30 protein-coding genes, 1 pseudogene and 1 riboswitch are annotated in these 26,060 nt (G+C 64.5%); of the genes and pseudogenes, 15 read left to right on the top strand and 16 right to left on the bottom strand.

Translation table 11 applies throughout. The annotated features are described in order from the left end of the window. Both AC3A4M_RS17795 and AC3A4M_RS17790 read left to right on the top strand, forming a co-directional pair. Positions 1–188: pseudogene (locus AC3A4M_RS17795) on the top strand (dipeptide/oligopeptide/nickel ABC transporter ATP-binding protein); the annotation flags it as partial. After that, positions 185–904, top strand: a complete 720-nt coding sequence (locus AC3A4M_RS17790; protein WP_498737365.1) for a sulfite exporter TauE/SafE family protein — start codon at positions 185–187, stop codon at positions 902–904. The pseudogene AC3A4M_RS17795 and the gene AC3A4M_RS17790, both read left to right, overlap by 4 nt. Before the next feature lie 68 nt (positions 905–972). On the opposite strand, the gene AC3A4M_RS17785 is transcribed toward AC3A4M_RS17790, so the two are convergent. Genes AC3A4M_RS17785 through AC3A4M_RS17775 form a run of 3 tightly spaced genes read right to left on the bottom strand, consistent with a single transcriptional unit; the run spans position 973 to position 4,222 of the window. Beyond that, entirely contained in the window at positions 973–1,992 is a 1,020-nt protein-coding gene (locus AC3A4M_RS17785) for a 2-hydroxyacid dehydrogenase (protein WP_498737363.1), read from the bottom strand. Continuing rightward, positions 1,986–3,299, bottom strand: coding sequence for a glucarate dehydratase family protein (locus AC3A4M_RS17780; RefSeq protein WP_498737361.1), 1,314 nt, complete (start codon positions 3,297–3,299; stop codon positions 1,986–1,988). The genes AC3A4M_RS17785 and AC3A4M_RS17780 overlap by 7 nt, the downstream gene beginning before the upstream one ends. 11 nt (positions 3,300–3,310) lie before the next feature. Next, a complete protein-coding gene (locus AC3A4M_RS17775) occupies positions 3,311–4,222 on the bottom strand; it encodes a 5-dehydro-4-deoxyglucarate dehydratase (protein ID WP_498737382.1) in 912 nt (303 codons plus the stop codon). Positions 4,223–4,345: 123 nt separating this feature from the next. Here AC3A4M_RS17775 and AC3A4M_RS17770 point away from each other — a divergent pair, with 123 nt between their 5' ends. After that, positions 4,346–5,272 (top strand): LysR family transcriptional regulator, encoded by a 927-nt coding sequence (locus AC3A4M_RS17770; RefSeq protein ID WP_498737360.1) that lies wholly within the window; start codon positions 4,346–4,348, stop codon positions 5,270–5,272. 86 nt (positions 5,273–5,358) lie between these two features. On the opposite strand, the gene AC3A4M_RS17765 is transcribed toward AC3A4M_RS17770, so the two are convergent. Both AC3A4M_RS17765 and AC3A4M_RS17760 read right to left on the bottom strand, forming a co-directional pair. After that, on the bottom strand, positions 5,359–5,865 hold the full coding sequence (locus tag AC3A4M_RS17765; RefSeq protein WP_498732313.1) for a flavin reductase family protein: 507 nt from the start codon (positions 5,863–5,865) through the stop codon (positions 5,359–5,361). Positions 5,866–5,925: 60 nt separating this feature from the next. After that, positions 5,926–6,044: riboswitch (SAM riboswitch) on the bottom strand. A 65-nt stretch (positions 6,045–6,109) separates the two neighbouring features. Continuing rightward, complete coding sequence (locus AC3A4M_RS17760; RefSeq protein ID WP_498737357.1) at positions 6,110–6,358, bottom strand: hypothetical protein; 249 nt, start codon at positions 6,356–6,358, stop codon at positions 6,110–6,112. 91 nt (positions 6,359–6,449) lie between these two features. Between AC3A4M_RS17760 and AC3A4M_RS17755 the strand changes: the two genes are divergently transcribed. After that, entirely contained in the window at positions 6,450–7,337 is an 888-nt protein-coding gene (locus AC3A4M_RS17755; protein WP_498737356.1) for a PIG-L deacetylase family protein, read from the top strand. Positions 7,338–7,353: 16 nt separating this feature from the next. Here AC3A4M_RS17755 and AC3A4M_RS17750 read toward each other — a convergent pair whose 3' ends face one another. Continuing rightward, positions 7,354–8,340: an aldo/keto reductase gene (locus AC3A4M_RS17750; RefSeq protein ID WP_498737355.1), complete on the bottom strand. Its 987-nt coding sequence runs from the start codon at positions 8,338–8,340 to the stop codon at positions 7,354–7,356. A 222-nt stretch (positions 8,341–8,562) separates the two neighbouring features. On the opposite strand from AC3A4M_RS17750, the gene AC3A4M_RS17745 reads away from it, so the two are divergent. Both AC3A4M_RS17745 and AC3A4M_RS17740 read left to right on the top strand, forming a co-directional pair. Further along, entirely contained in the window at positions 8,563–9,126 is a 564-nt protein-coding gene (locus tag AC3A4M_RS17745) for a dihydrofolate reductase family protein (protein ID WP_498737353.1), read from the top strand. Positions 9,127–9,135: 9 nt separating this feature from the next. Then, positions 9,136–10,212 carry an ATP-dependent DNA ligase gene (locus AC3A4M_RS17740; RefSeq protein ID WP_498737351.1) on the top strand — a complete coding sequence of 359 codons (1,077 nt, stop codon included), beginning with the start codon at positions 9,136–9,138 and terminating at the stop codon, positions 10,210–10,212. Between the two features lie 40 nt (positions 10,213–10,252). Here the strand turns inward: AC3A4M_RS17740 and AC3A4M_RS17735 are convergent, their stop codons facing one another. Beyond that, positions 10,253–11,101 (bottom strand): prephenate dehydratase, encoded by an 849-nt coding sequence (locus tag AC3A4M_RS17735; RefSeq protein ID WP_498737349.1) that lies wholly within the window; start codon positions 11,099–11,101, stop codon positions 10,253–10,255. A gap of 171 nt (positions 11,102–11,272) precedes the next feature. Here AC3A4M_RS17735 and AC3A4M_RS17730 point away from each other — a divergent pair, with 171 nt between their 5' ends. After that, entirely contained in the window at positions 11,273–11,788 is a 516-nt protein-coding gene (locus tag AC3A4M_RS17730; RefSeq protein WP_498737347.1) for a flavodoxin family protein, read from the top strand. A gap of 219 nt (positions 11,789–12,007) precedes the next feature. On the opposite strand, the gene AC3A4M_RS17725 is transcribed toward AC3A4M_RS17730, so the two are convergent. Beyond that, positions 12,008–12,529 carry an SRPBCC family protein gene (locus AC3A4M_RS17725; RefSeq protein WP_498737345.1) on the bottom strand — a complete coding sequence of 174 codons (522 nt, stop codon included), beginning with the start codon at positions 12,527–12,529 and terminating at the stop codon, positions 12,008–12,010. 163 nt (positions 12,530–12,692) lie between these two features. On the opposite strand from AC3A4M_RS17725, the gene AC3A4M_RS17720 reads away from it, so the two are divergent. Further along, positions 12,693–13,910, top strand: coding sequence for a benzoate/H(+) symporter BenE family transporter (locus AC3A4M_RS17720; RefSeq protein WP_498737343.1), 1,218 nt, complete (start codon positions 12,693–12,695; stop codon positions 13,908–13,910). Here the strand turns inward: AC3A4M_RS17720 and AC3A4M_RS17715 are convergent. Then, the gene (locus AC3A4M_RS17715; RefSeq protein ID WP_139004390.1) at positions 13,888–14,094 is read right to left on the bottom strand and encodes a hypothetical protein; all 207 of its coding nucleotides are present in this window, start codon (positions 14,092–14,094) and stop codon (positions 13,888–13,890) included. The genes AC3A4M_RS17720 and AC3A4M_RS17715 overlap by 23 nt on opposite strands. A gap of 380 nt (positions 14,095–14,474) precedes the next feature. Here AC3A4M_RS17715 and AC3A4M_RS17710 point away from each other — a divergent pair, with 380 nt between their 5' ends. Then, positions 14,475–15,164: a hypothetical protein gene (locus AC3A4M_RS17710; protein ID WP_498737341.1), complete on the top strand. Its 690-nt coding sequence runs from the start codon at positions 14,475–14,477 to the stop codon at positions 15,162–15,164. Positions 15,165–15,173: 9 nt separating this feature from the next. On the opposite strand, the gene AC3A4M_RS17705 is transcribed toward AC3A4M_RS17710, so the two are convergent. From AC3A4M_RS17705 to AC3A4M_RS17695, 3 genes are read right to left on the bottom strand one after another with little or no spacing between them, the layout of a single operon-like run. Then, the gene (locus AC3A4M_RS17705; protein WP_498737339.1) at positions 15,174–15,974 is read right to left on the bottom strand and encodes an amino acid ABC transporter ATP-binding protein; all 801 of its coding nucleotides are present in this window, start codon (positions 15,972–15,974) and stop codon (positions 15,174–15,176) included. Then, positions 15,961–16,620, bottom strand: a complete 660-nt coding sequence (locus AC3A4M_RS17700) for an amino acid ABC transporter permease (RefSeq protein ID WP_498737381.1) — start codon at positions 16,618–16,620, stop codon at positions 15,961–15,963. The genes AC3A4M_RS17705 and AC3A4M_RS17700 overlap by 14 nt, the downstream gene beginning before the upstream one ends. Before the next feature lie 42 nt (positions 16,621–16,662). Next, the gene (locus AC3A4M_RS17695) at positions 16,663–17,484 is read right to left on the bottom strand and encodes an amino acid ABC transporter substrate-binding protein (protein WP_498737337.1); all 822 of its coding nucleotides are present in this window, start codon (positions 17,482–17,484) and stop codon (positions 16,663–16,665) included. A gap of 353 nt (positions 17,485–17,837) precedes the next feature. Here AC3A4M_RS17695 and AC3A4M_RS17690 point away from each other — a divergent pair, with 353 nt between their 5' ends. Further along, a complete protein-coding gene (locus AC3A4M_RS17690; RefSeq protein WP_498737336.1) occupies positions 17,838–18,674 on the top strand; it encodes a DUF559 domain-containing protein in 837 nt (278 codons plus the stop codon). Between the two features lie 222 nt (positions 18,675–18,896). Here the strand turns inward: AC3A4M_RS17690 and AC3A4M_RS17685 are convergent, their stop codons facing one another. Beyond that, positions 18,897–19,433 carry an AMIN-like domain-containing (lipo)protein gene (locus AC3A4M_RS17685; protein ID WP_498737335.1) on the bottom strand — a complete coding sequence of 179 codons (537 nt, stop codon included), beginning with the start codon at positions 19,431–19,433 and terminating at the stop codon, positions 18,897–18,899. Between the two features lie 356 nt (positions 19,434–19,789). On the opposite strand from AC3A4M_RS17685, the gene AC3A4M_RS17680 reads away from it, so the two are divergent. Both AC3A4M_RS17680 and AC3A4M_RS17675 read left to right on the top strand, forming a co-directional pair. Then, complete coding sequence (locus tag AC3A4M_RS17680) at positions 19,790–19,924, top strand: hypothetical protein (protein WP_264670884.1); 135 nt, start codon at positions 19,790–19,792, stop codon at positions 19,922–19,924. After that, on the top strand, positions 19,921–21,066 hold the full coding sequence (locus AC3A4M_RS17675; protein WP_498737379.1) for a N(5)-(carboxyethyl)ornithine synthase: 1,146 nt from the start codon (positions 19,921–19,923) through the stop codon (positions 21,064–21,066). Before AC3A4M_RS17680 ends, AC3A4M_RS17675 begins: the two co-directional genes overlap by 4 nt. A gap of 12 nt (positions 21,067–21,078) precedes the next feature. Here AC3A4M_RS17675 and AC3A4M_RS17670 read toward each other — a convergent pair whose 3' ends face one another. Beyond that, positions 21,079–21,714, bottom strand: coding sequence for a cyclodeaminase/cyclohydrolase family protein (locus AC3A4M_RS17670; protein WP_498737333.1), 636 nt, complete (start codon positions 21,712–21,714; stop codon positions 21,079–21,081). Positions 21,715–21,736: 22 nt separating this feature from the next. Next, positions 21,737–21,970 carry a hypothetical protein gene (locus AC3A4M_RS17665; protein ID WP_498732293.1) on the bottom strand — a complete coding sequence of 78 codons (234 nt, stop codon included), beginning with the start codon at positions 21,968–21,970 and terminating at the stop codon, positions 21,737–21,739. A gap of 220 nt (positions 21,971–22,190) precedes the next feature. Here AC3A4M_RS17665 and AC3A4M_RS17660 point away from each other — a divergent pair, with 220 nt between their 5' ends. The 3 genes from AC3A4M_RS17660 (at position 22,191) to AC3A4M_RS17650 (ending at position 25,872) form a co-directional block, all read left to right on the top strand. Then, positions 22,191–24,098: a penicillin-binding transpeptidase domain-containing protein gene (locus tag AC3A4M_RS17660; RefSeq protein ID WP_498737331.1), complete on the top strand. Its 1,908-nt coding sequence runs from the start codon at positions 22,191–22,193 to the stop codon at positions 24,096–24,098. A gap of 94 nt (positions 24,099–24,192) precedes the next feature. Beyond that, positions 24,193–24,891 carry a dienelactone hydrolase family protein gene (locus tag AC3A4M_RS17655; protein WP_498737329.1) on the top strand — a complete coding sequence of 233 codons (699 nt, stop codon included), beginning with the start codon at positions 24,193–24,195 and terminating at the stop codon, positions 24,889–24,891. A gap of 57 nt (positions 24,892–24,948) precedes the next feature. Beyond that, entirely contained in the window at positions 24,949–25,872 is a 924-nt protein-coding gene (locus AC3A4M_RS17650; protein WP_498737327.1) for a hypothetical protein, read from the top strand. Here AC3A4M_RS17650 and AC3A4M_RS17645 read toward each other — a convergent pair. Further along, a complete protein-coding gene (locus AC3A4M_RS17645; protein ID WP_074700949.1) occupies positions 25,759–26,052 on the bottom strand; it encodes a hypothetical protein in 294 nt (97 codons plus the stop codon). The genes AC3A4M_RS17650 and AC3A4M_RS17645 overlap by 114 nt on opposite strands. Positions 26,053–26,060: the final 8 nt, after the last annotated feature.

Below are 26,060 nucleotides of genomic sequence, written 5' to 3'. Positions count from 1 at the left end.
TACCCTCGCCGCTGGACCCGCCCTCGGGCTGCCGTTTCCGGACCCGCTGCTGGAAGGCCCAGGACATCTGCGCCGAGGAGCTGCCCCCGGCCGTCCCCGCCCCCGAAGACGCCTCGCATGCTGCCGAATGCCACTTCCCGCTCGAGACGATCAAGGTCCGCACCCCGGACCCGGTACCGGCCCAGTGACCCCGGCCGAGTATGCCCTCATAGCCGTAGCCGTCTTCGCTGCAGCCGGCCTGCAGTCCTCGATCGGCTTCGGCATGGGCATGCTCGCCGCACCCGTCATCGCACTCGTAGACCCCGCTCTCCTACCCGCCAGTATCATCATCCTGGCCCTGCTGCTGACCACCATGGTCACTGCCCGGGAGCGGGCTCATCTTGATCTCAAGGGGGCCGGCTGGGCGCTGGTGGGCAGGATTCCGGGCAGTCTGTTCGGTGCCTGGCTGGTTGTGGTCCTCCCCGGCGAGGGGCTGGCCTGGCTGGTCGCCGCAGCTGTTCTGCTAGGGGTGGTGCTGGCCTTCTTCGGCTGGTCGCCCTTCCCGGGCAGGGCGAATTTGATCGCGGCGGGGGCTGCCTCCGGCGTCATGGGGACCTCGACGTCCATCGGCGGGGCTCCCATGGCGCTGGTGTGGCAAGGACAGCAGGGCGCACGGCTGCGCGGCACCATGAGCGCCTTCTTCATGGTCGGCTCAGCGGTTTCACTGCTGGCGCTTGCGGCCGCTGGCCAGGTGACGTCCGAAGTCCTCGTCCTGACGGCCTGGATGGTCCCCGCCGCACTGGCCGGTTACGTCGTCTCCCGCTACACCAACCGTTTCCTGGACCGCCGCCGGCTGCGTCTCATAGCCCTCGCCGCAGCCGGATTCGGCGCGGTCCTTTTAGTGGGCCGCTTGCTGCTGGGCTGATCATGAAGGAGCGGCCTGGTTCCGGCAAGCGACTGCCGGAACCAGGCCTCTCCTTCGCCGTCGTCGTTCTATTTCGCGGCGCGCACTATGTTGAACAGCGGCCGTCCCGCGGCCAGATTGGCGATGTTGGCCGCAATATCGGCGGCGCGACGCTCGAAGGTCACTCGTGCATGGCCGGAGTAGTGCGGCGTTACGACGACGTTGGGCAGCATCTCGAACGCAAAGTCCGACGGCGGAATGTTGCCCTTCGCAGGTGGCCCCCACCAGACGTCGATCCCGGCTCCCGCGATGCGGTTGCCCGCCAGGGCGTCGTACAGCGCGGCCTGGTCCACTACCGGACCGCGGGCCACATTGATCAGGACGGCTGAGCTCTTCATCCGGGCTATTTCGGCAGCCCCGATCAGTCCATGGGTGGCCGCGTCCAGCGGGACGGTCACGACCACCACGTCGGAAGATTCCAGCAGCTTGGGCAGTTCGTCATGGCCACCCACCCACGACGGATCCAGGCCTTCCGGCAGTTCTGCGGCCGGATTGTTGCGGATGGCCTGCACCGTCATGCCCATGGCTTGGGCGAGCAGGGCGACTTCCGTGCCGATCGAGCCCAGGCCCACCAGTCCCAGCACCATGGAATCCAGTGTCGGGTGGAACGGCACGTCGGAGCTGGTGGCGATGGTCTGCCAGTTCCCGGCGCGGAGCTCGCGGTCCGCCGTCAGGACCCGGCGCGAGAGCATCAGCGTGACCATCAGGACGTGCTCGGCAATGGGGCGGGCATGGTGGAACGTGTTCGCCACGGCCACTGACGGGGCCAGCGAACCCATCGCAATTTTGTCGAAACCTGCCCCGGTAACGTGGACCAGTTGCAGCCGGGAGGCTGCGGCGGCCTGCTCGGCGGGAAGGGCGGAACAGACCACCACGTCTGCGTCGGCAATGGCTTTGCATTGCCGGTTTGCATCCCAAGCCGCGGCCATCTGCCAATGGTGCGGACCGCCGTCGTGCTTTAGCTGCGTTTCGAAACGGCTGATGATCGGGTCGGTGACCACGATGTTCAGCGGCCGCTCTACTGCGATGTCTTTCTGGATCGTTACCATCGCGGGCACTTGAGTTCGTAGGCCGGATGGATCCGCTGCATGTAGCCCGTATCGTCGCGGCTGCGCAGCCCGGAGTCGAGGTACTGGCGGTGCAGTTTCTCCAGCCGGTCCCGGTCCAGTTCCACGCCCAGTCCCGGCAGCGTGGGAACCGCGACGGCGCCGTCCTTGAACTCCAGCGAACCGGGAAGAATGACATCTTCGTCCGGATCCTTCCATGGCCAGTGCGTATCGCACGCGTAGTCCAGATTCGGGGTAGCGGCCGCCAGATGGACCATGGCCGCCAGACTGATCCCAAGATGCGAGTTCGAATGCATGGACAACCCCAGGCCGAAGGTGTCCGTGATTCCCGCCAGCGCCTGCGAGCGGCGCAGACCGCCCCAGAAATGATGGTCCGAGAGGATGACGTCCACGGCTCCGGCCGCTACCGCAGGCGCGACATCGGCAAAGCTCACCACACACATGTTGGTGGCCAACGGCATTGGCACCTCGCGGCGCACCTGGGCCATGCCATCGATGCCAGGAGTGGGATCTTCGAGGTACTCCAGCACGCCGTCGAGCTCCCGGCCCACTCGGATGGACGTCTGGACTGTCCAAGCCGCATTCGGATCCAGCCGCAGCGGCAGGCCGGGGAATTCCGCACGCAGTGCCTTGATGGCGGCGATTTCCTCATCGGGTTGGAACACACCGCCTTTGAGCTTGAGGGCGGTGAAACCGTAGTCCCGCACCATCCGGCGGGCCTGCTCGACGATGCCCTGCGGGTCCAGAGCTTCACCCCAGGAATCCGCCTTGGCGTCCGGATGCCCGGCCCACTTATAGAAGAGGTATCCGCTGAAGTCGACGGTCTCCCGGACGGCGCCGCCGAGCAGATCACTGACGGGACGGCCCAGCAGCTTGCCTTGGATGTCCAAGGCCGCGACGTCGAAGGGGGACAGGACACGATCCGTGGTGCTGGACCCGGTGACCATCCCGCTCATCCCGTGGCCGCCCTGGCTGGTGTCTACGGCCAGCACTGCGGCAACTTTGGCCCGCAACTGGTTGATGTTGAAGATGTCCGTGCCGGGGATGGACCGGGCGGCCGCTTGGAGCCGTGCCAGGTGCGCCTCGTCGCCGTAGGTTTCGCCGACGCCGCTGACGCCGGCATCCGTGTGGACCTCGACGATCGCCCGCAGGGCAAACGGCTCGTGGATGCCCACGGTGTTGAGCAGGGGCGGGTCTTTGAAGGCGACGGGGGTGATGGTTACGCCGGTTATAGCGGCTTGACCGAGGTTGGCCAGCACAGGGGCCTGTTCCATTATCGATTCGCTCATGGTTCGGCCCCTCAGCCCAGCAGGGCGCGGCCAGCGGCCAGCAGGCGCTTGAGCTCTTCGCGGTCCTGTTCCGAGGCGTCCGTCAGAGGCGGCCGCACATGCCCGCTCTGGATTCCGCCGAGTTCGGCGCCTGCCTTGACCAGGGCGACGGCGTAACCCGGCACCGAATCGCGCAGCCGCACCAGGGGATGGAAGAATTCGCGGCTCAGTTGGCCGAGACGCTCCTCGTCGCCGGCCTCGAGCGCTTGGTAGAAGGCGACCGCCAGCTCGGGTGCAAACGCGAAGGTGGCGGAGGAATACAGCGTCACGCCGATGGCGCGGTAAGCCTGCTGGGATGCCTCGGCTGTGGGCAGGCCGTTGAAGAACTGGAAGTCCTTGCCTGTTCCCGCCAGCTCATCCTTGACGGCGCGGACAATGCGCGCCATCAAGTCCAGATCTCCGGCGCCGTCTTTCAGGCCGGCCACATTATCGATACGGGCAATCTCCACGGCGGAGGCCTCCGTGAAGCGGGCGTTGGCACGGTGGTAGACGATGACGGGCAGCGAAGTCGCCCCGGCGATGGCCCTGACGTATGCCACCAGACCCGCTTGCGGACTGTTGACAAGGTAAGGCGGGAAGAGCAGGATGCCGTCGGCTCCAGCCGATTCCGCCAGACGGACCTGTTCCTTGGCGAGCGCCAGCGCACCGCCGGCTCCCGCATAGACCGGCACGCGGCCCGCGGTCGTAGCGACGGCGGTGGTGACCACATCGGAGAGTTCGACGAGGGAAAGGGCATGGAATTCGCCGGTCCCGCACGCGACGAAGATGCCGCCTGGCTTGAACCGCAGCCCAAGCTCCAGATGTTCTTTGAGTGCGCCGTGATCCACGGAATCATCGCTGGCGAAGGGAGTAATGGGAAAGAACAGCACACCGTCAAGCATTATTTAATCTCCTTGGTAGCTAAAGGACCGGCGCTTCGTTGTCGCCTGCACTACTCTGACGATAAGTGCCGTCGTCGATGCGCGTCCAAGCTAAAATAGGCACGGAACAATACAAGGAGCGCATTGATGTTTACGCTGATCCAGCTGGAGTCCTTTGTCGCGGTAGCTGAAGAGCTTCACTTTGGTGCAGCAGCCGAGCGGCTCAACATGACGCAGCCGCCGCTGAGCCGGCAGATCCAGCTCTTGGAAAAGGAACTGCATGCCCAGCTCTTCGACCGCACCAGCCGCAGAGTCGAGCTGACAGCTGCGGGACGGACGCTGCTGCCCAGCGCCCGCCAGCTCCTTGACCTGTCCATCAAAACCCAGCTGGACGTTCAGCGCGTGGCAACAGGAGACGCCGGCGCCGTGACTATCGGCTACACCGCCATCGCCGGCCAGAGCGCCCTGCCCAGGCTTCTGAGACGCTCCGCCAAGGAACAGCCAGGCGTCTCCCTGCTGCTGCGCGAACTGGTTTCCACGGACCAGATGGACGGGCTGGTCAAAGGCACGGTAGACATCGGGCTGCTGCGGCCCATCGTTGCCCGGCCGGGCATCAAATACCGGCCGGTGATGCAGGACCGTCTGGTGATTGCCTTGCCCGCGGAGAGCCCGCTGCTGGAGGAGGGGGAGTCCTTGCCGCTACAGGCCCTGAGCGGTGAGCCTCTGATGATGTACTCGACCAGCGAGGCCCGCTACTTCCACGACCTGGTGCTGCGGCTGTTTGCCAGCGCCGGCGCGGAGCCCCGGATCACCCAGTACGCCAGCCAGGTCCCGGCGCTGTTGGCCTTCGTGGAAGCGGGCTTGGGCGTGACACTGGTTCCGGCGTCGACGCGGGCGTTTTCGCCGCCGGGGGTGCGGTTCCGCGAGATCGAGGGCTCCCACGGTACCCAGGCGTTGAACCGCGTGGACCTTGAAGTGGCGTGGAACGAAAATAATACCAACCCGGCGGTTCTGAAGCTTCTGAGCCTGCTGGACGGAAACCTGGACGACCCGTCCGCCGACGACGCCGCATAGCCCACCTGGCAACGTTGCTGCTTGGCAGGGTCCGCAGCTGCTCCCTGAAACCGAGGCAGCCGCCGTCGTTATTTTGCCGGGGTTCCTCAGATGTAGGCGGGCTGTTCGAGCCGGCGGAACGCGGAGCCGTGGAAGACCAAAGGCTCGTGGGCGCCGTCGTGGGTGGACAGGCCATGGACGCGCAGCAGCACTACGTGGTGGTCGCCGGCGGGGACTTCCTGCTCCACTGAGCAGTCCAGCCACAGCGCGGCTTCCTCGAGGAAGAGGGCGCCTTCGTCGGTGGAGTGCAGGGGCAGGCCGGCGAAGCGGTCCCCGGTCTTCGCGGCGATCTGGCGGCAGACGCTGTCGTGCCCCGAGCCGAGGATGGACACGCCGATGCGGCCGGCCTGGCGGACTACCGGCCAGGTGCGGGAGGTGTTCTGCACTGCGAACATCACCAGCGGCGGATCCATGGAAACTCCGACGGTGAAGGAAGACGCCACGATTCCCTGCGGCTCGCCGTCGACCAGAGCGCACAGCGCGGCGACGCCGGAGGGGAAGCGGCCGAAGGCATTGCGGAGGGTGTCGGGCTGCAGGTCATCAGTCAGGGGCATCGCGGGCTGTCCTTTGCCATCAGGCGGATCCGCTGGCCCGGTTCAAGACGTGGGGCGGATACGCGGTACTTGCCGAACCGGTGTCCTTCGGTACGGCCGAATCATCACCTGGAGCACCCCGCTACGCACGAGAGGGTTGCCGGCCAACCAGCCAGGGCTTGATGTTGGCGCTCATGATTCAGCTATCACGCTAAGAGCTTGACGGGCCGCGGGTCAAGCCAAGGCAATAGGACGTAACGCGCGGTCAGGCCGTCGCGGGGTGCGCTGTGTAGTGCAGGACTGATCTTTTCTGCTGCTCCGTCAGTTCCTGGGCTACGCCGCAGGCGGCGCAGACCAGCACGTACTGCCGCGCCCGGACGATTGGGGAGACCTGGGATCCGGCTCTGCCCAGGTGCTTGTCCAGGCGGTGCTCGCCCACCGCATCGCAGCGGGCGCAGTGCAGGTCAAGGGCGGCCAGAGTTCGCATGGCCAGTCGGCGGGGCAGATTTTTCACGGCAGATCCTTGGGGCGGGAGAAGTGCGCGGATGAAGGGCAAGCTGTAGTTCGTGGCTGAGTCCCGCAGGGACAGGTATTGAGGTTCTTCCATGGTAGGGACGCGGCTCCCTGACGACAATGACCGTAATGGGAAAGAGATTCTCGCCGTTGGCCCGACATGGCGCCGCTACCAAGTGGCCGGCCGTGCCGTCGCGGCTACGCTGGGTGAAACAACAGTCATCGGGCCAGTGCAGGGCCTGTGGACGGGGGAGGCAGCTATGGAAACGTCGTCGGAAATGCCGGCCGATTGGCAGCGGGCGCTGGTGGTTATGGCGCACCCGGACGATCCGGAGTACGGAGCCGCTGCGGCCGTGGCCCAGTGGACCACGGCGGGCAAGAGCATCGGCTACGTGTTGGCGACGACGGGTGAAGCGGGCATTGCCGGGCTGGATCCCCAGGAAGCCGCGGTGATCCGGGCCGAGGAGCAGCGCCGGGCGTGCGGGCACGTCGGAGTCGAGGACCTGGAGTTCCTGGACTACGCGGACGGCCGGATCGAGAACACTCCCGGTCTGCGGCTGGATATCGCCCGCACGATCCGCCGGCACCGGCCGGACGGCATCATCACCCTGAACTTCGGCCAGACCTGGGGCCCGGGCAGCTGGAATTCGCCCGACCACCGCAATCTGGGAACAGCCGTCATGGACGCGGTGGCGGACGCAGCCAACGAGTGGATCTTCCCCGAGCTCGCCGCCGAAGGGCTGCCGCCGCACGCCGGGGTGCGCTGGGTGGGCGTGTGCTCCATGCACCCCACGCACTGGCTGGACGTCGACGAGGACAGTGTTGAACGGGCCGTCCGGTCCCTGGGCGAACACCGGCGCTATCTGGAAGCGCTGAGCCCGGAGCCCGTTGAGGCCCAGGCCCGGCGCCAGATCGAGCTGACCACCGGTGGTCCCGACGCCTCAGCCCGGCGGGTTGGGTTCGAGCTGTACCGGTTCTAACCCGAACCTGCGCAGTCTAGAACTCTTCGGTGTCGACGTCGGCCTGCAGGGCGGGGCTGTAGCGCGGGCCGTGGACGGTCTGCTCGTTAATCAGCGCGTCCGCCCGCTTGAGCACCTCTTCACTAACGACGACGGCGTCGGCCGCCAGATCCTCGTCAAGGTGGGCAATGCTGGTCGTCCCTGGCAGCGCGATGACGTGCTCGCCCTGATGCAGCAGCCACGCGATGGCCAGCTGGGCGGGAGAGCAGCCGGCTTCCCCGGCCAGGCCCGCGAACTGATCCAGGAGCTCAAGGTTCCGCGGGTAGTTCGCGGCGGAGAAGCGCGGCATCGCCCGGCGGATATCCGATTCGGGCAGTGCATCGACGTCGCGGATCCTGCCGGTCAGGAAGCCGCGGCCCAGCGGGCTGAACGCGACGAAGGCCGTGCCGAGCTCCGCGCAGGCGGCCAGCGTGCCGAGTTCGGGATTGCGGCTCCAGAGCGAGTACTCGGTCTGGAGCGCGGCAATCGGATGCACGGCATGGGCCCGCCGCAGCGTTGCCGCCGAAACCTCGGACAAGCCGATCCCGCCAATCTTGCCTTCCTGAACCAGTTCGGCCAGGGCCCCGACACTGTCTTCGATCGGAATGTCCTGGTCCCAGCGGTGCAGGTAGTAGAGGTCGATGTGGTCTGTGCGGAGCCGGCGCAACGCGTCCTCGCAGGTAGCTTTGAGCGTTTCCGGCCGGCCGTCGATCACACGTTTGCCGTCAACACTGGTCATGCCGCATTTGCTGGCCAGGAAGAACTCATCGCGCCGCGAACCGAGTACCTCGCCGACCAGCGTCTCGTTGGCCGTGGCCCCGTACAGTGCCGCCGTATCAAAGTGGACCACTCCGCTGTCCAGGGCATGCCGGAGCAATTCTGCGGCAACTTCCCGCGGCGGCGGAGTCCCGTAGGCGTGGCTGAGATTCATGCAGCCCAGACCGATGCTGCCAACTTCCTGGGTGCCGATGCGGCGAGATTGCACTGTTGAGTCCTGTCGATTGGGGCTGTCCCGTCCGGAACTGTCCTTACTTTCTTAGCACGCGCCGCCGGCAGTCCGCTCTTTCCCCGCCGGTGCGAAGGGCCGGGCGGGAAGAAGGCCTTGCATAAGACCCTGTCCAAATCGGACCGCGGACACTAACGTGATGGAGGGACGCTCAATTCGGCCAGCGGACGCCGGTGGCCTGGCTGCGCAGGAAGGACCATCATGGGCAGGCTCATCATCCAGCAGTTCACCACGATGGACGGCTACGCGGCCGAACCCGACGGCGGCCTGCGGTTTATGAATCAGATCCGCGGCTGGACGTCCATTATGGATGCCAACACCCGGTTGCTCGAAGGCTGCTCCGCCATTCTGCTCGGCCGGGTGACCTACTCGATGTTCGCCGCTTACTGGCCCGGCGCTGATCCGCGGGAGGAACCTATCGCGGAGCCGATCAACCGGCTGCCCAAGCACGTGGTGTCCAGAACTTTGGACCGGGCTCCCTGGGGCGACGGTGAGGCACAGGTCATCGGCGACAACATTCCCGCCCGGATCCACGAACTCAAAGACACCGAGAGCGGCGACGTTATTGTCTGGGGCTCGCTGACGCTGACACGGCTGCTGTTCCGCAAGGAACTGGTGGACGAGTTGTACCTGCACATGCTGCCCACCGTGCTCGGCGAAGGACTGCCGGCGTATCCGCCGTCGGCCGCAGGGGAAAAGTTTGTCCCGCACAGCGCCGAGGTCATGGAACCCGGCGGTGTCGCTGTCCGCTATACCGTCCGGTAGGAGAGACGCATGAAACTTCCGGTAATGCCCCCGGTCGCCCCGATGCTGGCGAAGCCCCTCAGCGAAATTCCCGACGGCGACCTGAGCTTCGAACCCAAATGGGACGGGTTCAGGTCGATCATCTTCCGCGACGGAGACGACGTCGAAATCGGCAGCCGCAACGAAAAGCCGATGAACCGCTACTTTCCCGAAATCATCGAAGCAGTCAAGGCGAACCTGCCCGAACGGTGCGTGGTCGACGGCGAAATCGTCTTGGTCGGAGCCTCAGGGGACAGGCTGGACTTCGAGGCGCTGCAGCAGCGGATCCATCCCGCGGCAAGCCGGGTGAAGCTTCTCGCCGAACAGACGCCGGCCAAGTTCGTCGCCTTCGACCTGCTGGCCCTGGGCGACGAGGACCTGACAGGCGAGCCCTTTGCCGAACGCCGTGCCCGCCTGGAAAAGGCCCTCGCCCACGCGCAGCCGCCGATCCATCTGACGAATGCCACGGCGGACCACGGCGTGGCGACTCGCTGGTTCCATGAGTTTGAAGGCGCCGGGCTCGACGGCGTGATCGCCAAACCGCTGGACGGCCTGTACCAGCCGAACAAGCGGGCAATGTTCAAGATAAAACACGAGCGCACCGTGGACTGCGTGCTCGCCGGCTACCGGGTGCACAAAAGCGGTCCGGACCGGATCGGCTCCCTGCTGCTCGGCCTTTATAACGACGACGGCGAGCTGGCCAACGTGGGTGTGGCCGGTTCGTTTTCGATGCAGCGGCGCCAAGAGCTGTTCGAGGAGCTGCAGCCGCTGGTCACGACCTTCGATGACCACCCGTGGGCGTGGGCGAAGCAGGAAGAGGGCACCCGGACACCGCGCAATTCGGAAGGCAGCCGGTGGAGCGGGGGCAAGGACCTGTCCTTCACGCCGCTGCGTCCCGAGCGCGTGGTCGAAGTGAAGTATGACCACATGGAGGGCGAACGGTTCCGCCACACCACGCAGTTTGCCCGGTGGCGGCCGGACCGGGATCCGCGGTCCTGCACGTACGAACAGCTGGAAGAACCGGTGAAGTTCAACCTGGACGAAGTGCTGAATCCCGGCAGCGGCTGACCTGTTCGGCGGCCTCCGGTAACGGCCGGGACGGTTTTTTCTATGCTTTCTTGAACCGGAACGGATGTGCCGGATAGACCCCGAGGATCCGGATCTCGGTGGTGAAGAAGTCCAGTTCCTCAAACGCGTGGATCATCGCCGTGTCTTCGGGGTGGCCTTCCACATCCACCATGAACATTGTGGCCGCGAACTCGCCGCCGACCATGTAGCTTTCCAGCCTGGTCATGTTGATCCCGTTGGTGGCGAAGCCGCCCAGCGCCTTGTAGAGCGCCGAAGGAACGTTCCGGACGCGGAAGACAAAGCTCGTCACCGCCGGGCCCGCGAGCTCCCCGCGGCTGGGGATGGGCTGCCTGTCCGCCAGCACCACGAAGCGCGTGGTGTTCGTGGGGTCGTCTTCGGCATCATGGGCGAGCACATCGAGTCCGTAGAGCTGGGCTGCCATCGGCGGCGCGAGGGAAACCTTGGCCGGATCCTGCCATTCGCTGACTTCCCGGGCGGACCCGGCGGTGTCGCCGGCGATGACGGGTTTGAGGCCGAGCTCGCGGATCAGCTTTCGGCACTGCCCCAGTGCATGAATGTGGCTGTGGACTTCTTTGGCCTGGTCAATGCTGGTGCCGGGGATTCCCAGCAGGCTGAACCTGATGCGCAGGAAGTGTTCCTCGATAATCTGCAGCGTGGTGTTGGGCAGCATTGCATGGATGTCGGCGACGCGCCCGGCGATCGAGTTGTCGATGGGAATCATGGCCAGCTTTGCCTGGCCACTGGTGACTTGAGCAAAGGCATCCTCGAAGCTGGCGCACGGCACAGCCTCCCAGTCGGGACGAACTTCGGTGCACGCTATATGGGAGTTGGAGCCGGGTTCGCCCTGGTAGGCGATTGCATCAGTCATGGCTGAATTATCGCATCGCCGGCTCCGGTGGACGCTTCCGCGCAGGCACCGGCGCTTAACACGCGTGACAAAAGAGAAGGCACCGGCGGATCGGGAGGTTGGGGGAAACTCCGACCGCCGGTGCCGTAATCACTCGCACCTATGAGGTGTTTTCAACACTAAAGCCTTTACATGAATGCAAACCCAGAGCAGCCTGTGAATAACCTGAAAGCGAATGTGCCGTTTACCAAGCCCGGCGTCCAGACCGACATGCGCGACGGCGACGAGTGGCCCCGGATCCGGGAGCAGATTCTCGCCTCGGACATTCTGGTGCTCGCCACGCCGATCTGGCTGGGACATCCGGCAAGTCTTGCGCAAAAGGTTCTGGAGCGCCTCGATGCGGAGCTGTCCGAGACGGATGGCCAAGGCCGGCCAAGCATGTACGACAAGGTGGCCTTGGTCGCCGTCGTCGGAAATGAAGACGGCGCCCACCATGTGACCGCCGAGCTCTACCAGGGGTTGGGCGACGTCGGCTTCAGTATTCCGGCGCAGGGATCCACGTACTGGGTCGGGGAGGCCATGCACGGCACCGACTTCCAGGACCTGCCGGAAACGCCGGAGGTAACAGCAACGACGACGGCGACGTCCGCCCGCAATGCCGTGCATCTGGCATCCAGCCTGAAGAAAATGCCGTATCCCGCGAGCTGAAGAAGCTGGGGCGCCCGGATCCAAAGGCACGTCAGCGGCAGCCTTAACGAACGACACCGGCTGGTCCAGGAGGTTGGGGGAGGCTCTAGGACCAGCCGGTGTCTTGTTCACTCGCACCTTTGATGAGGTACTTAAAACGCTACGACTCTATTTTGTAAATTAGCCCTGAGGAAGCTGGCAACTGCCTGAGTGCCCAGAGCCCGAGTTGCAGCGGGCGGTTTAGACCGGGCGGCCCGGCGGCAGGTCTTCGTCCATGTTGGCGGCAGCCTGGCCGGCGCTGCCCGCGGCAATGTCATCAACGTCGCCGCGCCAGGCGCCCGTTTCGGCTCCTCTGTTTTCCACGAACTCCTTGTACTTCTTCAGGTCCGACTTCACCTGGAGGCTGTCGATCCCAAGCTTGGCGCCGGCCTTTTCGGTGAAGGTCTCCGGGTCCCATTCGAAGCGGACCGCGACCTTGGTGCTGTCCGCCGCGAGCCGCTCGAAGGTCACGGCCCCGGCATGGGATTTGCCGTCCAGGCTGCGCCAGGCAATGCGCTGGTCCGGGTGCTGCTCCACAATCTCGGTGTCGAACTCGCGTTCCACGCCGCCGATCTTGGTGATCCAGTGGTTCGTGGTGTCGGTCAACTGGGTCACGGACTCAACCCCGGACATGAAGTTCGGAAAGGACTCGAACTGTGTCCATTGGTTGTAAGCCGTGCTTACCGGGACGTTTACATCAATGGTCTCTTCTACCGTTTCCATGATTGTGCTCCTTTGGCTTGAGTGCCTTGAGTGCAAAATGTCCGCCGTCGCGGACCAGCCAGTGGCCACTCATCATCACGCTACACAAGGGCGTGGTCCGCCACAATGGGAAACTAAGTTTGCTGACTGATTTTGTTCCGGACGTAAATGCTAGCCTCTGGCTGTGGCCAGCAAACAAGATGAACCAGAGGTTGTCGCGCAATCAGCACCGGTGCTCGCGCATGATGCAACGTTGTCCGCCGGCATCGTCACCGCCGTCGTCGGTTTTACCAGTTCTTTCGCCGTCGTCCTGACAGGGCTTCGCGGGGTTGGCGCGACGCCGGCCCAAGCGGCTTCCGGCCTGTTGGTGCTGTGCGTTTTGCAAGGGATCGGGATGCTGATCCTGGCCCAGCGCTACCGGATACCGCTGACCCTGGCCTGGTCAACGCCGGGAGCTGCGCTGCTGGCCTCGACCGGGGTCCTTCCCGGCGGCTGGCCGACGGCGGTCGCGGCCTTTGCAATGGTGGGCGTCCTGGTGGTCCTCGCCGGAGTCATCCGTCCGCTGGGCAGGTTGATCGAGCTGATTCCACCGGGCGTGGCCTCGGGCATGCTGGCGGGCATCATCCTGTCCATCTGCCTCGACGCGGTGGGGCTTGCCGGGGCGAATCCTGGGCTGCTCCTGCCGCTCGTGCTGGTGTGGGTGCTGGGCGTGCGCTGGTGGAGCAAGTGGGCCACCCCCGCCGTGGTGCTGGTGGGTTTCGCGGTCATTGCCGCCAGCCCGGGAATGCGGGAGCTGCGCTGGGAGGATCTGCTGCCCCAGGTCAGTTTGGCGGCGCCGTCGCTGGAACTGCTGCCTGCTGCCGCTCTCGCCGTGCCGCTGTTTATTGTCACGATGGCATCGCAGAACGTGCCCGGCGTGGTGGTTATGCGCAGTTTCGGCTACCGGGTCCCGTGGCGGTTTTCGATGGTACTCACCGGCGTGCTGACCTTGCTCGCGGCGCCGTTCGGCGGGCACTCCGTGAACCTGGCCGCCATCTCCGGCGCCCTGGCCGCAAATAACGACGTGCATTCCGATCCGTCCCGGCGCTGGCGCGCAGCCCGGATTGCAGGCGTCACCTATCTGGTGTTCGGTCTCCTGAGTACGGGGGTGGCGGCGCTGGTCGTGCTCGGTCCGGACGGCATCATGGAAACCATCGCCGCCCTTGCGTTACTGGGCGTGCTCGGCTCCTCGGTGTCGTCAATGATTTCCGACGCCGGTGGACGGGAGGCGGCGCTGGTCACCTTCGTGATTGCCGCCTCGGGTGTTGGCTTCGCTGGTATCGGTGCAGCCTTCTGGGCGCTGCTGGCAGGGCTGGCGGTTTATCTCCTGTTGAAGCGTACTAAGCGATGGCTTCCTCAGTGACTCCGAACGGCACCTCTTCGCTTAACTCAACGGTGAACTGCCCGGGACCGGTCTTGGTAACCAGGATGCCGTGAACGCCGTCCTGACCGGCCAGTTGCTGGAGTTCGTCCACAACCGCGTCGAGCAGGTTGTCTGCTTCGTCCACGGAAGTGGCTGTGATCTTCTTATGTGTCAATGAGGTCATAGTGCTGAGTCAATCTTTCGTCCCCCGCTGCTGCGGGGCTTTTTTGAGTTCCGGTTCCTCGGTTGGGGCCGAGGGGGCCGGGACTCTCCGGGAACCTGGTTCCGGGCCGTGGGGAACTGCCGGAGCCAGGTGGGCCCACTCTGCCAGTGAGACGAAGGATGACAGAATGCGGCTCAGATATTACTTAGTTGGAATCGACAACGATTCTAGCTGTTTTTTTCACGATGGCTAGCCCGCCGCGTGCTGTAGGGGTTTTCACCGCACTTGCGCGGTGGTATGGGCGGTGATTCACTTAACCAATAAGACTACTTACTATTCGCGTTGTTCGCGGTGCTTTTTCGGGCGCCGCAGAGTAGCGGCGGGTGGAAGGAAACGTCATCATGAATGCAAGACACGAAGCCACCGGACCTGATTACGACCGGCCGGACCGCGGGCCATCATCCCGTGAACCGGCGGACCGCGGACCGAGGGACGGCACGGAATCGGCCTACGTCGACGGGCGGGAGGACCGCCGCACGGTGGTCGGCCGGGAGAAGGAGAAATACGGCGGCGTTAAGATTGGCTCGGCCTTCTTCGGCTGGCTGACGGCGACCGGCGCTGCGGTGCTGCTGATCGCCCTGGCCAGCGCCATCGGGGCCGCGATCGGCGCGAATACCGGGTTGAGCGCGGACGAGGCAGCAGGCGCGGCAACGCAGGATGCGGCGACGGCAGGAATCGTGGGAGCCATAGTGCTGGCTGTGATTCTTTTCATCGCCTATTACTGCGGAGGTTACGTTGCCGGCAGGATGGCGCGCTTCAACGGGATGAAGCAGGGCATCGCAGTCTGGATCTGGGCCGTGGTCATCGCGATCATCGTCGCCGTGGTCGGGGCCGTGGCGGGAAGCCAGGCCAATGTCCTTGCCAACATGAACGCCTTCCCGAACATCCCGGTGGGAGGGGACCAGATGACCACAGGCGCCCTGATCACGCTGCTGGTGATCCTGGCAGTCACTCTGGCCGGGGCGATCCTCGGCGGCCTCGCTGGCATGCGGTTCCACCGGAATGTGGACAAAGAGGGTCTCGGGAGATAGCTGGCTGACCTAGAACGGGTTGAGCAGTCGGTGCACGAACTGTTGGGTGCGCTCTTCCTGCGGGTCGCGCAGCACCTGGTCCGGGTGGCCGCGTTCCACGACTACGCCACCGTCCATGAAGACCACTTCGCTGGCCACCTCGCGGGCAAAAGCGAGTTCGTGCGTAACCAGAGCCATGGTCCAGCCTTCCTCGGCCAGTTCCTTGATCACATGGAGTACGTCGCCGACCAGTTCGGGGTCCAGCGCCGAGGTCGGCTCGTCGAAGAGCAGGAGTGAGGGTTTCAGCGCCAGCGCGCGGACAATGCCGACGCGCTGCTGCTGGCCGCCGGAGAGTTCGTGCGGGTACTGGTCCTTCTTGTCCGCCAGCCCCACGCGTTTCAGCAGGTTTGACGCCTCGCTGGCGGCCTCGGACTTGCGCCGCTTCTGCACTTGGACGGGACCTTCGATCACATTTTCCAGCACCGTTTTATGCGGAAAGAGGTTGTAGTGCTGGAAGACCATCGCGCTTTGGTCCCGCAGGGAGTCCAGCTGCTTTTTGGATACCGGTGAGGCGAAATCCACCGGGCGGATACCGCGGAAGGCGACCACTCCGCCGTCGGGCGCTTCCAGGCCGTTGAGGCAGCGCAGCACCGTGGTCTTGCCGGAACCGGAGGGCCCGATGAGAGCAAGCACCTCACCCTGCCGCACGGATAGATCGATGGACTTGAGCACGTGGTTTGCGCCGAAGGACTTGCGCAGGCCGGACACGCTCAGTACCGGCTCGTGCGCCGGTACTGTCCCGCGCGGGGCAAGGGGATCAGTGGGCGACATAACGGTCCAGCCTCTTTTCCAATTGCGACTGCCCGCTGGAGAGGACCAGGCAGAAAACCCAATAGATCACGGCGGCTTCGACATAGAGCACCATGAATTCCTGGCTGAACGCGGCGATTTCCTGCGCCTGGCGGAAGAGCTCGGTCACCAGGATCAGCGAGGCCAGAGAGGTGTCCTTGACCAGCGAGATGAACGTGTTGGACAGCGGCGGCACGGACACCCGCGCAGCCTGCGGCAGGATGATCCGGCGGAGCGTGGTCACCGGTGACATGCCGATGGTGTGCCCGGCCTCCCACTGGCCTTTCGGCACGGACAGAATGGCCGCCCGGATGATCTCCGCCGCGTAGCCGCCGACATTGAGCGAGAACGCGATGATGGCACTGGGCCACGGATCAATGACCACGCCGATGGAGGGCAGGCCGTAGAAGATCACGAACAGCTGCACCAGCAAGGGCGTGCCGCGGATAACGGACACGTACCCGCGGGCGATCGCCGAAATGATCTTGTTGCCGCTCAGCCGCATCAGGGCGACGATCAGTGCGAGGACCAGGCCCAGGAAGAAGGACGCCAGAGAGAGCGGAATGGTGCCCCGGATGCCGCCTTGGACCATCGGCCAGAACGAACTGGCAACGAGGTCCCAATCAATGTCCATACGGTTAGGCTAACGCCTGGACCGGTGCCGCCGTCGTTATTGCGTAACGTCCTCGCCGAAGTACTTCTCGGAGATTTCCGCCAGCTTGCCCTCTGCGCGCAGTTCCTCAAGGGCTGTGTTCACCGCGTCGACCAACTCGGTGCTGCCCTTCTTGAACGCCAGCGCGCTCAGGGACTCTTCCTCGGTTTCCGCGGCGATCTTGATGTTCTCGTTGTTGCTGGTGTTCTGGTAGTCCAGATAGGTCAGCTTGTCATTGATGGTCGCGTCCACCCGGCCCTGCTCGAGCAGTGTCACGGACTGAGCCCAGCCTTCAACGGCCTCCACATTCGCGCCGGATTCCTGTGCCAGCGTGTACCAGTTGCTGGTGAGGGACTGCGCCGTGGTCTTGCCCTCGAGGTCCTCGAAGGAGGTGATCTCGGAGTTGTCCGCCTTAGTCACGAGCACGCCCGTGCTCACCGTGTAGGGGTCGGAGAAGTCGTACTTGGCCTGGCGTTCCTCGTTGATGGACACCTGGTTGGCGATCACATCGAACCGGCCGGCTTCCAGGCCCGCGAAGATTGCGTCCCACTGGGTCTCTTCGAACTGGGCTTCCACGCCGAGCTTGTCGGCCACGGCGGTGATGATTTCGACGTCGAAACCGGTGAGTTCTCCGGCACCGTTCTCGTGGAAGGAGAATGGCTTGTAGGTTCCCTCGGTGCCGACCGTGATGACGCCGGCATCCTGGATTTCCTGCAGGGTAGTGGGGCCGGCGTCCGCCGACGTTGCACCGGGTTCGGCGGGCGTGGAAGATCCGCAACCGACAACGGCGAGGGCGATCGCGGCGGAGGCGCCAAGTAAGGAGAGGCGGCGACGAATCATGGTGGGACCCCTTTGAGAAGATGTCGGTTGCGCTGCCGGCGAATGGCCGGGAACGCTGAACGGTAGCACGTACAACGTCGGCGGGTGGAGCCAATATTCCGAAATGTGTCATGGGCGCCAGGCAGTGCTGGTTTGAGCTGCTGAGGGCCCTGCTTCGGTCCCTGCTGGCAGAATCTGGACTTTATTTGTGTGAGCCGGGGCACCGGCTCGCCCCGGGACAGCGGAATCCGGCTCTGGGGCGGTCAGAAGCAGGACCTTGAAGGGCTCGAAAAGTCCATTTCGTGCCCGTCGGTTGTCCACATACAGCAGTTGGCCCGGTGCAAAATGGATGGAGCGGCAGCAACGCTGGTGGCATGGACTTCCAGCGGTTTGTAGCAGATCAAGGCGGAGCGGTGAGATGGAGTGAGTTAAAGGCGGCGGGAGCCAAACGGCGCGAGATCGATGTGGCCGCAGCGTCTGGTGCGCTTATCCGGCACAGCCGGGGCGTCCTTGCGCTGCCGGAAGCCTCCGCAACAGCCGTCTGGCTGGCGCGGGAACGGGCAATCCTGACGTGCGCCAGCGCCGCGGATCACTACGGCCTTTGGCTCCTGCGGCGTCCGTCCCGACTCCATGTCGCTACTAGGACAGGCAATGCTGAACCCCACATCAACCACTATTTCCGTGGTGCTGACCGCGGAACTGGTCCGAGGGTCGCCGAATTGAAGGACGCGGTAGTGCAGGCGCTTCGTTGTCTGCCGGATCTGGAAGCGCTGGTTGTTGCCGAGTCAGCGGTGTTCTATCACGGGCTGGAACTGGAATACCTGATGAACCAAACGCAAGGACGCCGTAATGCCAAGGCCAGAGCCGTGGTTGAGCTGATCGAGCCCGGAGCCGATTCCTTGCTGGAAACCATCGGGCGGGTTCTTTTCCGTCGGGCCGGATTTGATGTGAAGTGCCAGATGCACCTCGCTGGGATCGGCTGGGTCGACTTCGTGATCGACGGCTGGCTGATTGTCGAATTCGACGGGAGCCAGCATGGGGAACTGCGACAGTACAAGAAGGACAATCGGCGCGGAAATCTTTCGCTGACCAGGGGTATGGCGACACTTCGGTTCAACTACGAGGACGTTATGTATGACGCTGACAGGATGTTGGCGACCATCCGGGAGGTACTGGTCCTGGGTCCTCGGGCACGAAATGGACTTTTCTAGTGTTGTAGCCCTGGCGGGCATCCGGAGATCGCGGGGATCACGCAGCAGATGGAACAAGAACAGCGCGGATAGGGCGGGATGAAAGCCCAAATCGTGACATCAATCCGACTGGAGCAGCAGCAACGGCGGTGCCCCCATCAAGTGGTCCATGCGTCTTGCATAGCCGCCTGCGGGGACACCGCCGTCGTTATTGCCGGGATTGAATTGTTTATCTAGTGCCTCCTACCAGCGGTGGGCAACATCGATCACCAGCTTTGACTGCGAGCCCGGGCCGTTGAGGGTGAAGGCCCGGAACGGCAACCGTGCCCGGACACCGAGTCCGATGGTCGTCTGGCCCTCGAAACTGCCGGCCCACGCTACCTGGCGGAAGGTCCGGAAGTCTTTGACGTTGACGATGTTGGCCTTGTTGCGCGGAAGGTAGGTTGCCTTGCCGTTGTTATATGCGGGAGCTTTGACAATGATGCGCAGGTCGGTGCCGCGAAGGTGAACACGGTCCCCCTTGCCTTCGGTGTAAACCTTGCCGTAGCTGACGGCGTAGCCGGCGCGCTTGCCCTTGATATCGAACACCAGGCGGTCGAAGCAGGCGTGCTTGCCTGCCCTGACATTGGTCAGGTGCCCGTAGGTAGTGGCCGAAGACGTTTTGGCGAATGATCCCCAAGAGATGCCGCAGTAAGGTGCTGCAGTGGCTGCGCTGGGTGCGACAAGTCCCAGTCCAACGATCAACATGATGACCGCGAGCCACGCATGCAGTTTTTTCATGGCTGAAAGCCTTTCAAATTGCACGAATGATGCTCCCAGAATATGACGCGATCCAGAGGTTTAATCCCTGCCTGTCAATACTGATTCCGAACCGTCACGGGATATTTCAGAAGTGCTTCAAATCGGGCGCGCAAGCCCGGTTGGAGGCCCCCGCGAGGGCCCTGTTGTAGCCGTTTCGCAACGGCCGGTCACGGCCGATTACGACGGAAACCGGGCTCTACGGCTGAGTTCATAGCTGCCATCGAATGGTCGAAGTCTTCCGCTCCGCAGTGAATCGATCAATGAATCAAGCTGAAAAGCGTGGTGTAGTCTCAGAACCCTCGGAGCCATTGAGGCTCCAATTAAGGAAACCCCTAATGGCAGACAAGTCCCCGCGACAGTCCATGTCCAAAAAGCCCGGCAAATCGATCAAGCAGAAGCGGACCGATAAGAAGGCCGGCGCCGCCGCGGCCTCCGAAATGGAAAAGCTCACGAAGGCCAAGAAAAACTGAGCCCCGTGAGCCAGCTGAGCCTGGGAATTCCGTCCACCACGCGCAAGCCCGACGAACGGCGCCTGCCCATCCACCCGCGCCACTTTGAGCAGATTGACCCTGCGCTCCGGAGCCGGATCACCTTGGAGCACGGCTACGGCGAGCGGTTCGGACTCTCCGATGCGCAGCTGGAGCCGCTGGTAGGCCGCATCACCTCGCGCCCGGAGCTCATTGAGTCATCCGATGTGGTCCTGCTGCCGAAGCCCCAGCCTGAAGATCTCGCCGAATTGCGCGATGGCCAGGTCCTGTGGGGCTGGCCGCACTGCGTCCAGGACCGGGCCGTCACCCAGCTTGCCATCGACAAACGCCTGACGCTCATCGCCTACGAAGCGATGAACCACTGGACCAGTGACGGTGGGTTCGGCCTGCACGTTTTCCATAAGAACAACGAATTGGCCGGTTATAGCTCAGTGCTGCATGCACTGCAGCTGATCGGATCGACCGGCGACTACGGGCGCCGGCTGCGCGCCGTCGTTATTGGTTTCGGCGCCACGGCCCGCGGGGCCGTCACAGCCCTCAATGCCCACGGCGTGCACGGCGTGCAGGTGCTTACCAGCCGAAGTGTCGCCGCCGTCGGCTCGCCGATCCATTCGGTCGATATTGTCCAGTTCGACCATGATCAGGATGCGCCGTTCCTGAGCCACGTGATCACGCCGCGGGGCCGGATGCCGCTGGCACCGTTCCTGGCCGAGAGCGACATTGTCGTCAACTGCACCCTGCAGGATCCCAACGCGCCGCTGACCTACCTGCGGACCGAGGACCTGGACGCATTCACGCCGGGGAGCCTGATCGTGGACGTCTCCTGCGACGAGGGCATGGGGTTCAGCTGGGCGCGTCCGACTACGTTCGCCTCGCCGATGTTCGAGGTCGGGGACCACATCAACTACTACGGCGTAGACCACAGCCCCTCCTATCTGTGGAATTCGGCCACGTGGGAGATCAGCCAGGCAGTCCTGCCGTTCCTCGGCACCGTCATGGCGGGTCCCTCGAGCTGGGATGAGGACGCAGTCATCAACCGCGCCATTGAGATTCGCGACGGCGAGATCCGCAATCCTGCCATTCTTGCCTTCCAGGACCGGTCGCCCGAGTACCCGCACCGTTAGACCGGCAGCGGGTCAGCGGTCGCCGCGGCCGTTGATCAGGTGGCGGATGCGGGCCGAGAGCTCCTCGCAGCCGTTGATGATCCGCCCGGCTTCGGCCACCGCGGGCTGCAGCGCTGCCAGTGTTTGCTGGTCTTTGATGTCGGCGATGTTGATCTCCAACGTCACGCGGCCGGAGGAAGCGGCGGCGCGGGCGGCCTCAGCGGCGGCTCCGATGTCGCTGAGCACGTTGGGATTGGAAAAGCCGGCCAGCTCCTGCCCCAGGCGAAGGATTTCCCCGGCGAGCTCGATTAGTTTGCGTGGTGGCTCGGCGGCCTGGGCCAACGATTCCTGCACAGTCCGGGTCCGGGTCTGTGATTCCTCGTCCGTCCCGTCCGGGAGTCCGTAGGCATCCGCCACCGTGTGGAAGGACTCTTCGTCCGCGTCCGCCAGTTCCAATGCAGCCGGAATCAGATCCCGGGCAGCAGCGAGGATTCGCGAAGTATGCTCAGCGTGGTCGGCATACTCGGCGCCGGTGGTGAAGTTCGCCGCCATGGACAGCAATGCCGCCCCTTGCGCAGCCTGCAGCGCCCCGGCCGCACCGCCTCCCGGCGTGGGTTCGCCGGAGGCAAGGCGGTCGAGGAATCCGCCGATCTTCTCGTCTCGGATCATTGGCTGGACCTTCCTATGCCGGTTACTGCTCGGAATTGCCGGGGTCGAATTCGCTCAAGGGTGCGCCCTTGTCGCCTCCGGTCCGGTCATAGCTGTCCATTTCGTCCGACACGGTTTCATCCACCATGCCCTCCTCCTCGGTGTCGATGCCGCCTTCCACCAGCTCCGGCGGGACGGCGTCAACGCCCTCGTCGGGGATGACAGGGTCTTCCCCCTGGACGTTGAGGTCGGGGTCGGGGAGATTCTGTTCAGTCATGGCTGTTTCCCTTCGGTCGGATGGCCACGTCCGGTGGCGTTACTCAGCCAGCTTAGTAACTCCAGGCCCAAAGGTCAGCACCAACTGCCAACCCCGCGCATAACCCGCAGGATCCCCACAACTTTCCAGCGCACTCGACATATCCGCCGCGCGCTTATAAGTTCGCTAAAGGTCACTGGACAACAGGGGGAACATGCTGCGGCGCGCACTTGGAACAGTTTTGGCACTATTGCTGGTCGGCACGGCGGTCGCCTGCGCCCCGAGCAAGGACGAGGCACAGAGTACCGCCGCCGCACTCGCGGAGGGCCTGAGCGCAAAGAATGTTGAGAGCATTGCCTTCTCCGGCGCCACCGGGGCGGATGTCCAAGCGGAACTGGCCGGCGTTCTGGAAGGCATGGATCCGCTGGTGCCTAAGGTCTCCGTGGCCGAGGTGGGCGAGGTCCAGGACAACCGCACCACTGCCACGCTGTCCTACGAATGGACCATCCCGGACTCCGAGCAGAAATGGACCTATACAACGACGGCGGAGCTCGCCCATGCGGACGACAGCTGGCAGGTCGTGTGGTCACCGGCCATCGTGGAACCGTCCCTGGCCGAAGGGGAGCGGCTGGCGAAGACCACCGCCGAACCTGAGCGTGGCGACATTCTCGACGCCGCCGGCGAACCCTTGGTGACCGAGCGGCCGGTCCGGGTGGTCGGCATTGACAAGTCCGGGCTGAGCGAGGCCGCGGCCAACGCCTCCGCGCAGCAGCTGGCCGAACTGGTGGACATCGACGCCGGCGACTACCAGTCGAAGGTCGAGGCCTACGGGCCGGAGGCCTTCGTGGATGCCATCACCCTGCGCGAGGCCGCCTTCAAGGATCTGGACCAAAACCGGCTGGAAGCCATTGACGGTTCGGCCGCGCTCGAGGACGAGCTGCCGCTGGCGCCCTCGCGCGACTTCGCGGCAGCAGTGCTGGGCACCGTGCGCGAAGCTTCGGCCGAGGACATCGAAAAGTCCGAAGGCAAGATCGTCCAGGGCGAGATGGTGGGCACGTCCGGGCTGCAGGCCGCCTACAACGATGACCTGTCCGGCACGCCGGGCCTGACCATTTCCGCCGTCGCAGCCGCTGAAGAGAACGACGGCGACCAGGGCGGCACGGAAGCGGAAGCCGCGGCGTCGCGGGAGCTGTTCAGCATTGAGCCGGAGAACGGGCAGGACGTCCAGATCAGCCTGGAGCCGGACATGCAGCGGGCGGCGGAGGACGTGCTGGCGGACATTGAATCGCCCAGCTCCATTGTGGCTTTGCGCCCGTCCACTGGGGAGATCCTCGCCGCGGCCAACGGTCCGGACAGCAATGGTTACAACACCGCCTTCCTGGGCCAGTACGCGCCCGGGTCCACATTCAAGATCGCCACGGCCCTCGGGCTGCTTCGCCAGGGCATGACACCGGAATCCTCCGTGACGTGCGAGGAGGAATTCGTTGCCGATGGGCGCACCTTCGAAAATGCCGACGGCTACCCAGCAGCCTTCCTGGGCGAGATCACGCTGACCGAAGCCATTGCCCATTCCTGCAACACCGCGTTCGTCTCCCAGTATGAGAACCTGCCCCAGGATGAGCTGGCCGACGCAGCCGGGGCGCTCGGCATCGGAATGAACGCCAACCTTGGCCTTGAAGCGTTCATGGGGAACGTCCCCCGCGAGGACACAGAGGGAACGGCCCATGCCGCATCGATGATCGGCCAAAGCCGCGTCCAGACCTCACCGCTGGCACTGACCACTATGATGGCGTCCGTGGTCAAGGGGGAGGTTGTTGTCCCGCAGCTGGTCAAGGGGCACGACGCCGAGGCGGAGCTGCCTGACGTCCCGAAACTCACCCAGGAGGAAGCGGACCAGCTGACCGGCATGATGCGCTCCGCCGTCGTTGATGGTTATCTGGCCAACCTTGCCGACCTACCGGGGGAGCCTGTGATCGGCAAGACCGGCACGGCCGAATACGGCAGCGAGGATCCGCTGCAGACCCACTCGTGGGTGATCGCCGGCCAGGGCGACCTGGCGCTGGCGGTGTTCGTGGAGGATGGCGACCTGGGTGCCGTCACCGGAGCACCCATGGTGGAGGAGTTTCTTGAGGCTGTGGGCGGAAACTGAGCCCGCGGCATCCCATCCGATGACATCTACACTGGACCGTGGAGCGACCAATCGACTAACCGACATTTCGATGCATGCGACACCAGGAGGAAGTTTGGCTGAGAAGACCCCGCACCAGAACGTCAGCTTTGCATCGGCAGGCGGAGAAGCCCATGGCTATCTGGCCCTGCCCGAGTCCGGTCAGGGGCCGGGCGTCATCGTCATCCAGGAGTGGTGGGGCCTGGCCGACCACATCCGCGACGTGGCGGACCGGCTTGCCGCCGAAGGCTTCGTCGCGCTGGCCCCCGATCTCTACGGCGGCTGGATTACGCACGATGGCAAGGAAGCGGCCAAGATGATGTCAAAGCTTCCGGAGGAAGAGGGCGCACGCCTGCTCGCCGGCGCGGTGGATTACCTGCTCGCCAGCGACGCGGTGACCAGCTCCACCGTGGGAGCCATCGGCTTCTGCATGGGCGGGGGATTTGTCCTGGCGCTCGCCGCGCAGCAGGGCGAGCGGATCGGCGCGGCCGTACCGTTCTACGGGGTGGGACAGGCCGTGCCGGACTCCTACACGGGAGTGCGGGCCGTTGTGCAGGGGCACTACGGGGAGCAGGATTCGTCCTACCCTGCTGAGAAGGCGCGGGCGCAGGAAGAACAGATCCGCCGCGAGTCCGGGGCCAAGGTCGAGTTCTTCTACTACGACGCCCCGCATGCCTTCCACAATGACGAAAACCCGCAGGGCAACTACCGGCCCGAGGAAGCGAAGCTGGCCTGGGAGCGCGCAGTTTCCTGCCTGAAGGCCAACGTCAAGTAGCTCTCCAACGTGGAGTAGCTCTCCACCGGAGGGACCGGCGGCGATAGACTTTTGTTTATGGTCGCCGGTGCCCGTATCTGGGCGGGGTTGGCAGTACTATTCTGGGCAGTGGCGTTCTTCGGGATCGTCGATCTGCTCACGGTCTTCAGCGCCAACGAAGGCTTCGCCGCCGTCATGGGGCTGGAGGCCAGCTGGGGCGTGCTCTTCACCTTCGTGATCAGCGGAGCCTTCCTGGCCATCGCGGCCCGGCCGCAGGAACCGGCCCCGGCCCTTGTCCAGCTCTGGACCACCGCGGCGGCACTGCTGCTGGCCTGGATCTTCACACATGACACGTCGCCGCTGGTAGTGGCGGCCATCCTCATCCCCATGACCGTCATCAGTTCCATCGCTGGGTGGCGCGATAGAAGCAGCAGCTCAGGCGGCAGCACCGGCAGCACCGCCCGGCAACCTCAGCGCCGGCGCACGACGTCGGGGCTGGATCCCAGCGGGCCGTTGCTCCTGTTGGCCCTGGTGGGGGTTCCGTTCTGGTGGGCGTATGCGGCAACGGCCGTGGAACTCTCCCAAACTCCGGGCATCGAAGACGACATCACCTGGGGGTTGACCCACTGGCCCGTGCAGGCCGCGCTCGGCCTGTATCTCTCGCTGGCCGTTCTGGTTATGACCTTCTGGTTCCCGGGCCGCACCCTGCTCGGCACCAGCTGCTGGATCAGTTCGGTGGTGCTGGGAGCAACCTGGCTTCTCTATCCCGCCAGCGCCGGCTCCGTGGACAGCGTCGGGCTGTCCATCCTGGCGGGTGCGTGGGGAACGGCTGTCTTTTTCTGCCGTTATCTGGGACATCCACATCCGGATCCTCCGGATGACGGCGTCTCAGCCGTTCATCGGCCCCTCGGCCCGCAGCTGTCCGGCACCCGGGCCCGTCACGTCGACCGTGCAGCGCATGACAATCCGGTTCTGCCCGGCTTCACCCAGATCGATCAGTGAATCCTCGTCCGAGACCAGCGTGAAGTCGGCCGAGTCCGGAACAACGTCCACTCCCTTCCGGGCTGCTTCCTGCCGCGCGTTCTCCAGGGAATCCTGACGGAGGCGGGCCAGATAATCCTTGTCGTCGGCACGGGCACCGTCGCCGAAAGCCCAGCCGAACACTGTGTTGGTACTTGTCATGGCCGAAA

Source organism: Arthrobacter sp. Soil_C_60, assembly GCF_057656375.1.
This window is presented reverse-complemented; position numbering and strand designations above follow the sequence as displayed.

Excerpts from the sequence above, each read along its gene's own strand:
- AC3A4M_RS17780 (WP_498737361.1), bottom strand. The coding sequence starts at position 3,299 with ATGAGCGAATCGATAATGGAACAGGCCCCTGTGCTGGCCAACCTCGGT.
- AC3A4M_RS17735 (WP_498737349.1), bottom strand. The coding sequence starts at position 11,101 with ATGACTGATGCAATCGCCTACCAGGGCGAACCCGGCTCCAACTCCCAT.
- AC3A4M_RS17690 (WP_498737336.1), top strand. The coding sequence starts at position 17,838 with ATGGACTTCCAGCGGTTTGTAGCAGATCAAGGCGGAGCGGTGAGATGG.
- AC3A4M_RS17650 (WP_498737327.1), top strand. The coding sequence starts at position 24,949 with ATGGTCGCCGGTGCCCGTATCTGGGCGGGGTTGGCAGTACTATTCTGG.
- AC3A4M_RS17715 (WP_139004390.1), bottom strand. The coding sequence starts at position 14,094 with ATGACCTCATTGACACATAAGAAGATCACAGCCACTTCCGTGGACGAA.
- AC3A4M_RS17730 (WP_498737347.1), top strand. The coding sequence starts at position 11,273 with ATGAATGCAAACCCAGAGCAGCCTGTGAATAACCTGAAAGCGAATGTG.
- AC3A4M_RS17765 (WP_498732313.1), bottom strand. The coding sequence starts at position 5,865 with ATGCCCCTGACTGATGACCTGCAGCCCGACACCCTCCGCAATGCCTTC.
- AC3A4M_RS17785 (WP_498737363.1), bottom strand. The coding sequence starts at position 1,992 with ATGGTAACGATCCAGAAAGACATCGCAGTAGAGCGGCCGCTGAACATC.
- AC3A4M_RS17745 (WP_498737353.1), top strand. The coding sequence starts at position 8,563 with ATGGGCAGGCTCATCATCCAGCAGTTCACCACGATGGACGGCTACGCG.
- AC3A4M_RS17725 (WP_498737345.1), bottom strand. The coding sequence starts at position 12,529 with ATGGAAACGGTAGAAGAGACCATTGATGTAAACGTCCCGGTAAGCACG.
- AC3A4M_RS17710 (WP_498737341.1), top strand. The coding sequence starts at position 14,475 with ATGAATGCAAGACACGAAGCCACCGGACCTGATTACGACCGGCCGGAC.
- AC3A4M_RS17645 (WP_074700949.1), bottom strand. The coding sequence starts at position 26,052 with ATGACAAGTACCAACACAGTGTTCGGCTGGGCTTTCGGCGACGGTGCC.
- AC3A4M_RS17705 (WP_498737339.1), bottom strand. The coding sequence starts at position 15,974 with ATGTCGCCCACTGATCCCCTTGCCCCGCGCGGGACAGTACCGGCGCAC.
- AC3A4M_RS17695 (WP_498737337.1), bottom strand. The coding sequence starts at position 17,484 with ATGATTCGTCGCCGCCTCTCCTTACTTGGCGCCTCCGCCGCGATCGCC.
- AC3A4M_RS17740 (WP_498737351.1), top strand. The coding sequence starts at position 9,136 with ATGAAACTTCCGGTAATGCCCCCGGTCGCCCCGATGCTGGCGAAGCCC.
- AC3A4M_RS17680 (WP_264670884.1), top strand. The coding sequence starts at position 19,790 with ATGGCAGACAAGTCCCCGCGACAGTCCATGTCCAAAAAGCCCGGCAAA.
- AC3A4M_RS17755 (WP_498737356.1), top strand. The coding sequence starts at position 6,450 with ATGGTAGGGACGCGGCTCCCTGACGACAATGACCGTAATGGGAAAGAG.
- AC3A4M_RS17685 (WP_498737335.1), bottom strand. The coding sequence starts at position 19,433 with ATGAAAAAACTGCATGCGTGGCTCGCGGTCATCATGTTGATCGTTGGA.
- AC3A4M_RS17770 (WP_498737360.1), top strand. The coding sequence starts at position 4,346 with ATGTTTACGCTGATCCAGCTGGAGTCCTTTGTCGCGGTAGCTGAAGAG.
- AC3A4M_RS17665 (WP_498732293.1), bottom strand. The coding sequence starts at position 21,970 with ATGACTGAACAGAATCTCCCCGACCCCGACCTCAACGTCCAGGGGGAA.
- AC3A4M_RS17670 (WP_498737333.1), bottom strand. The coding sequence starts at position 21,714 with ATGATCCGAGACGAGAAGATCGGCGGATTCCTCGACCGCCTTGCCTCC.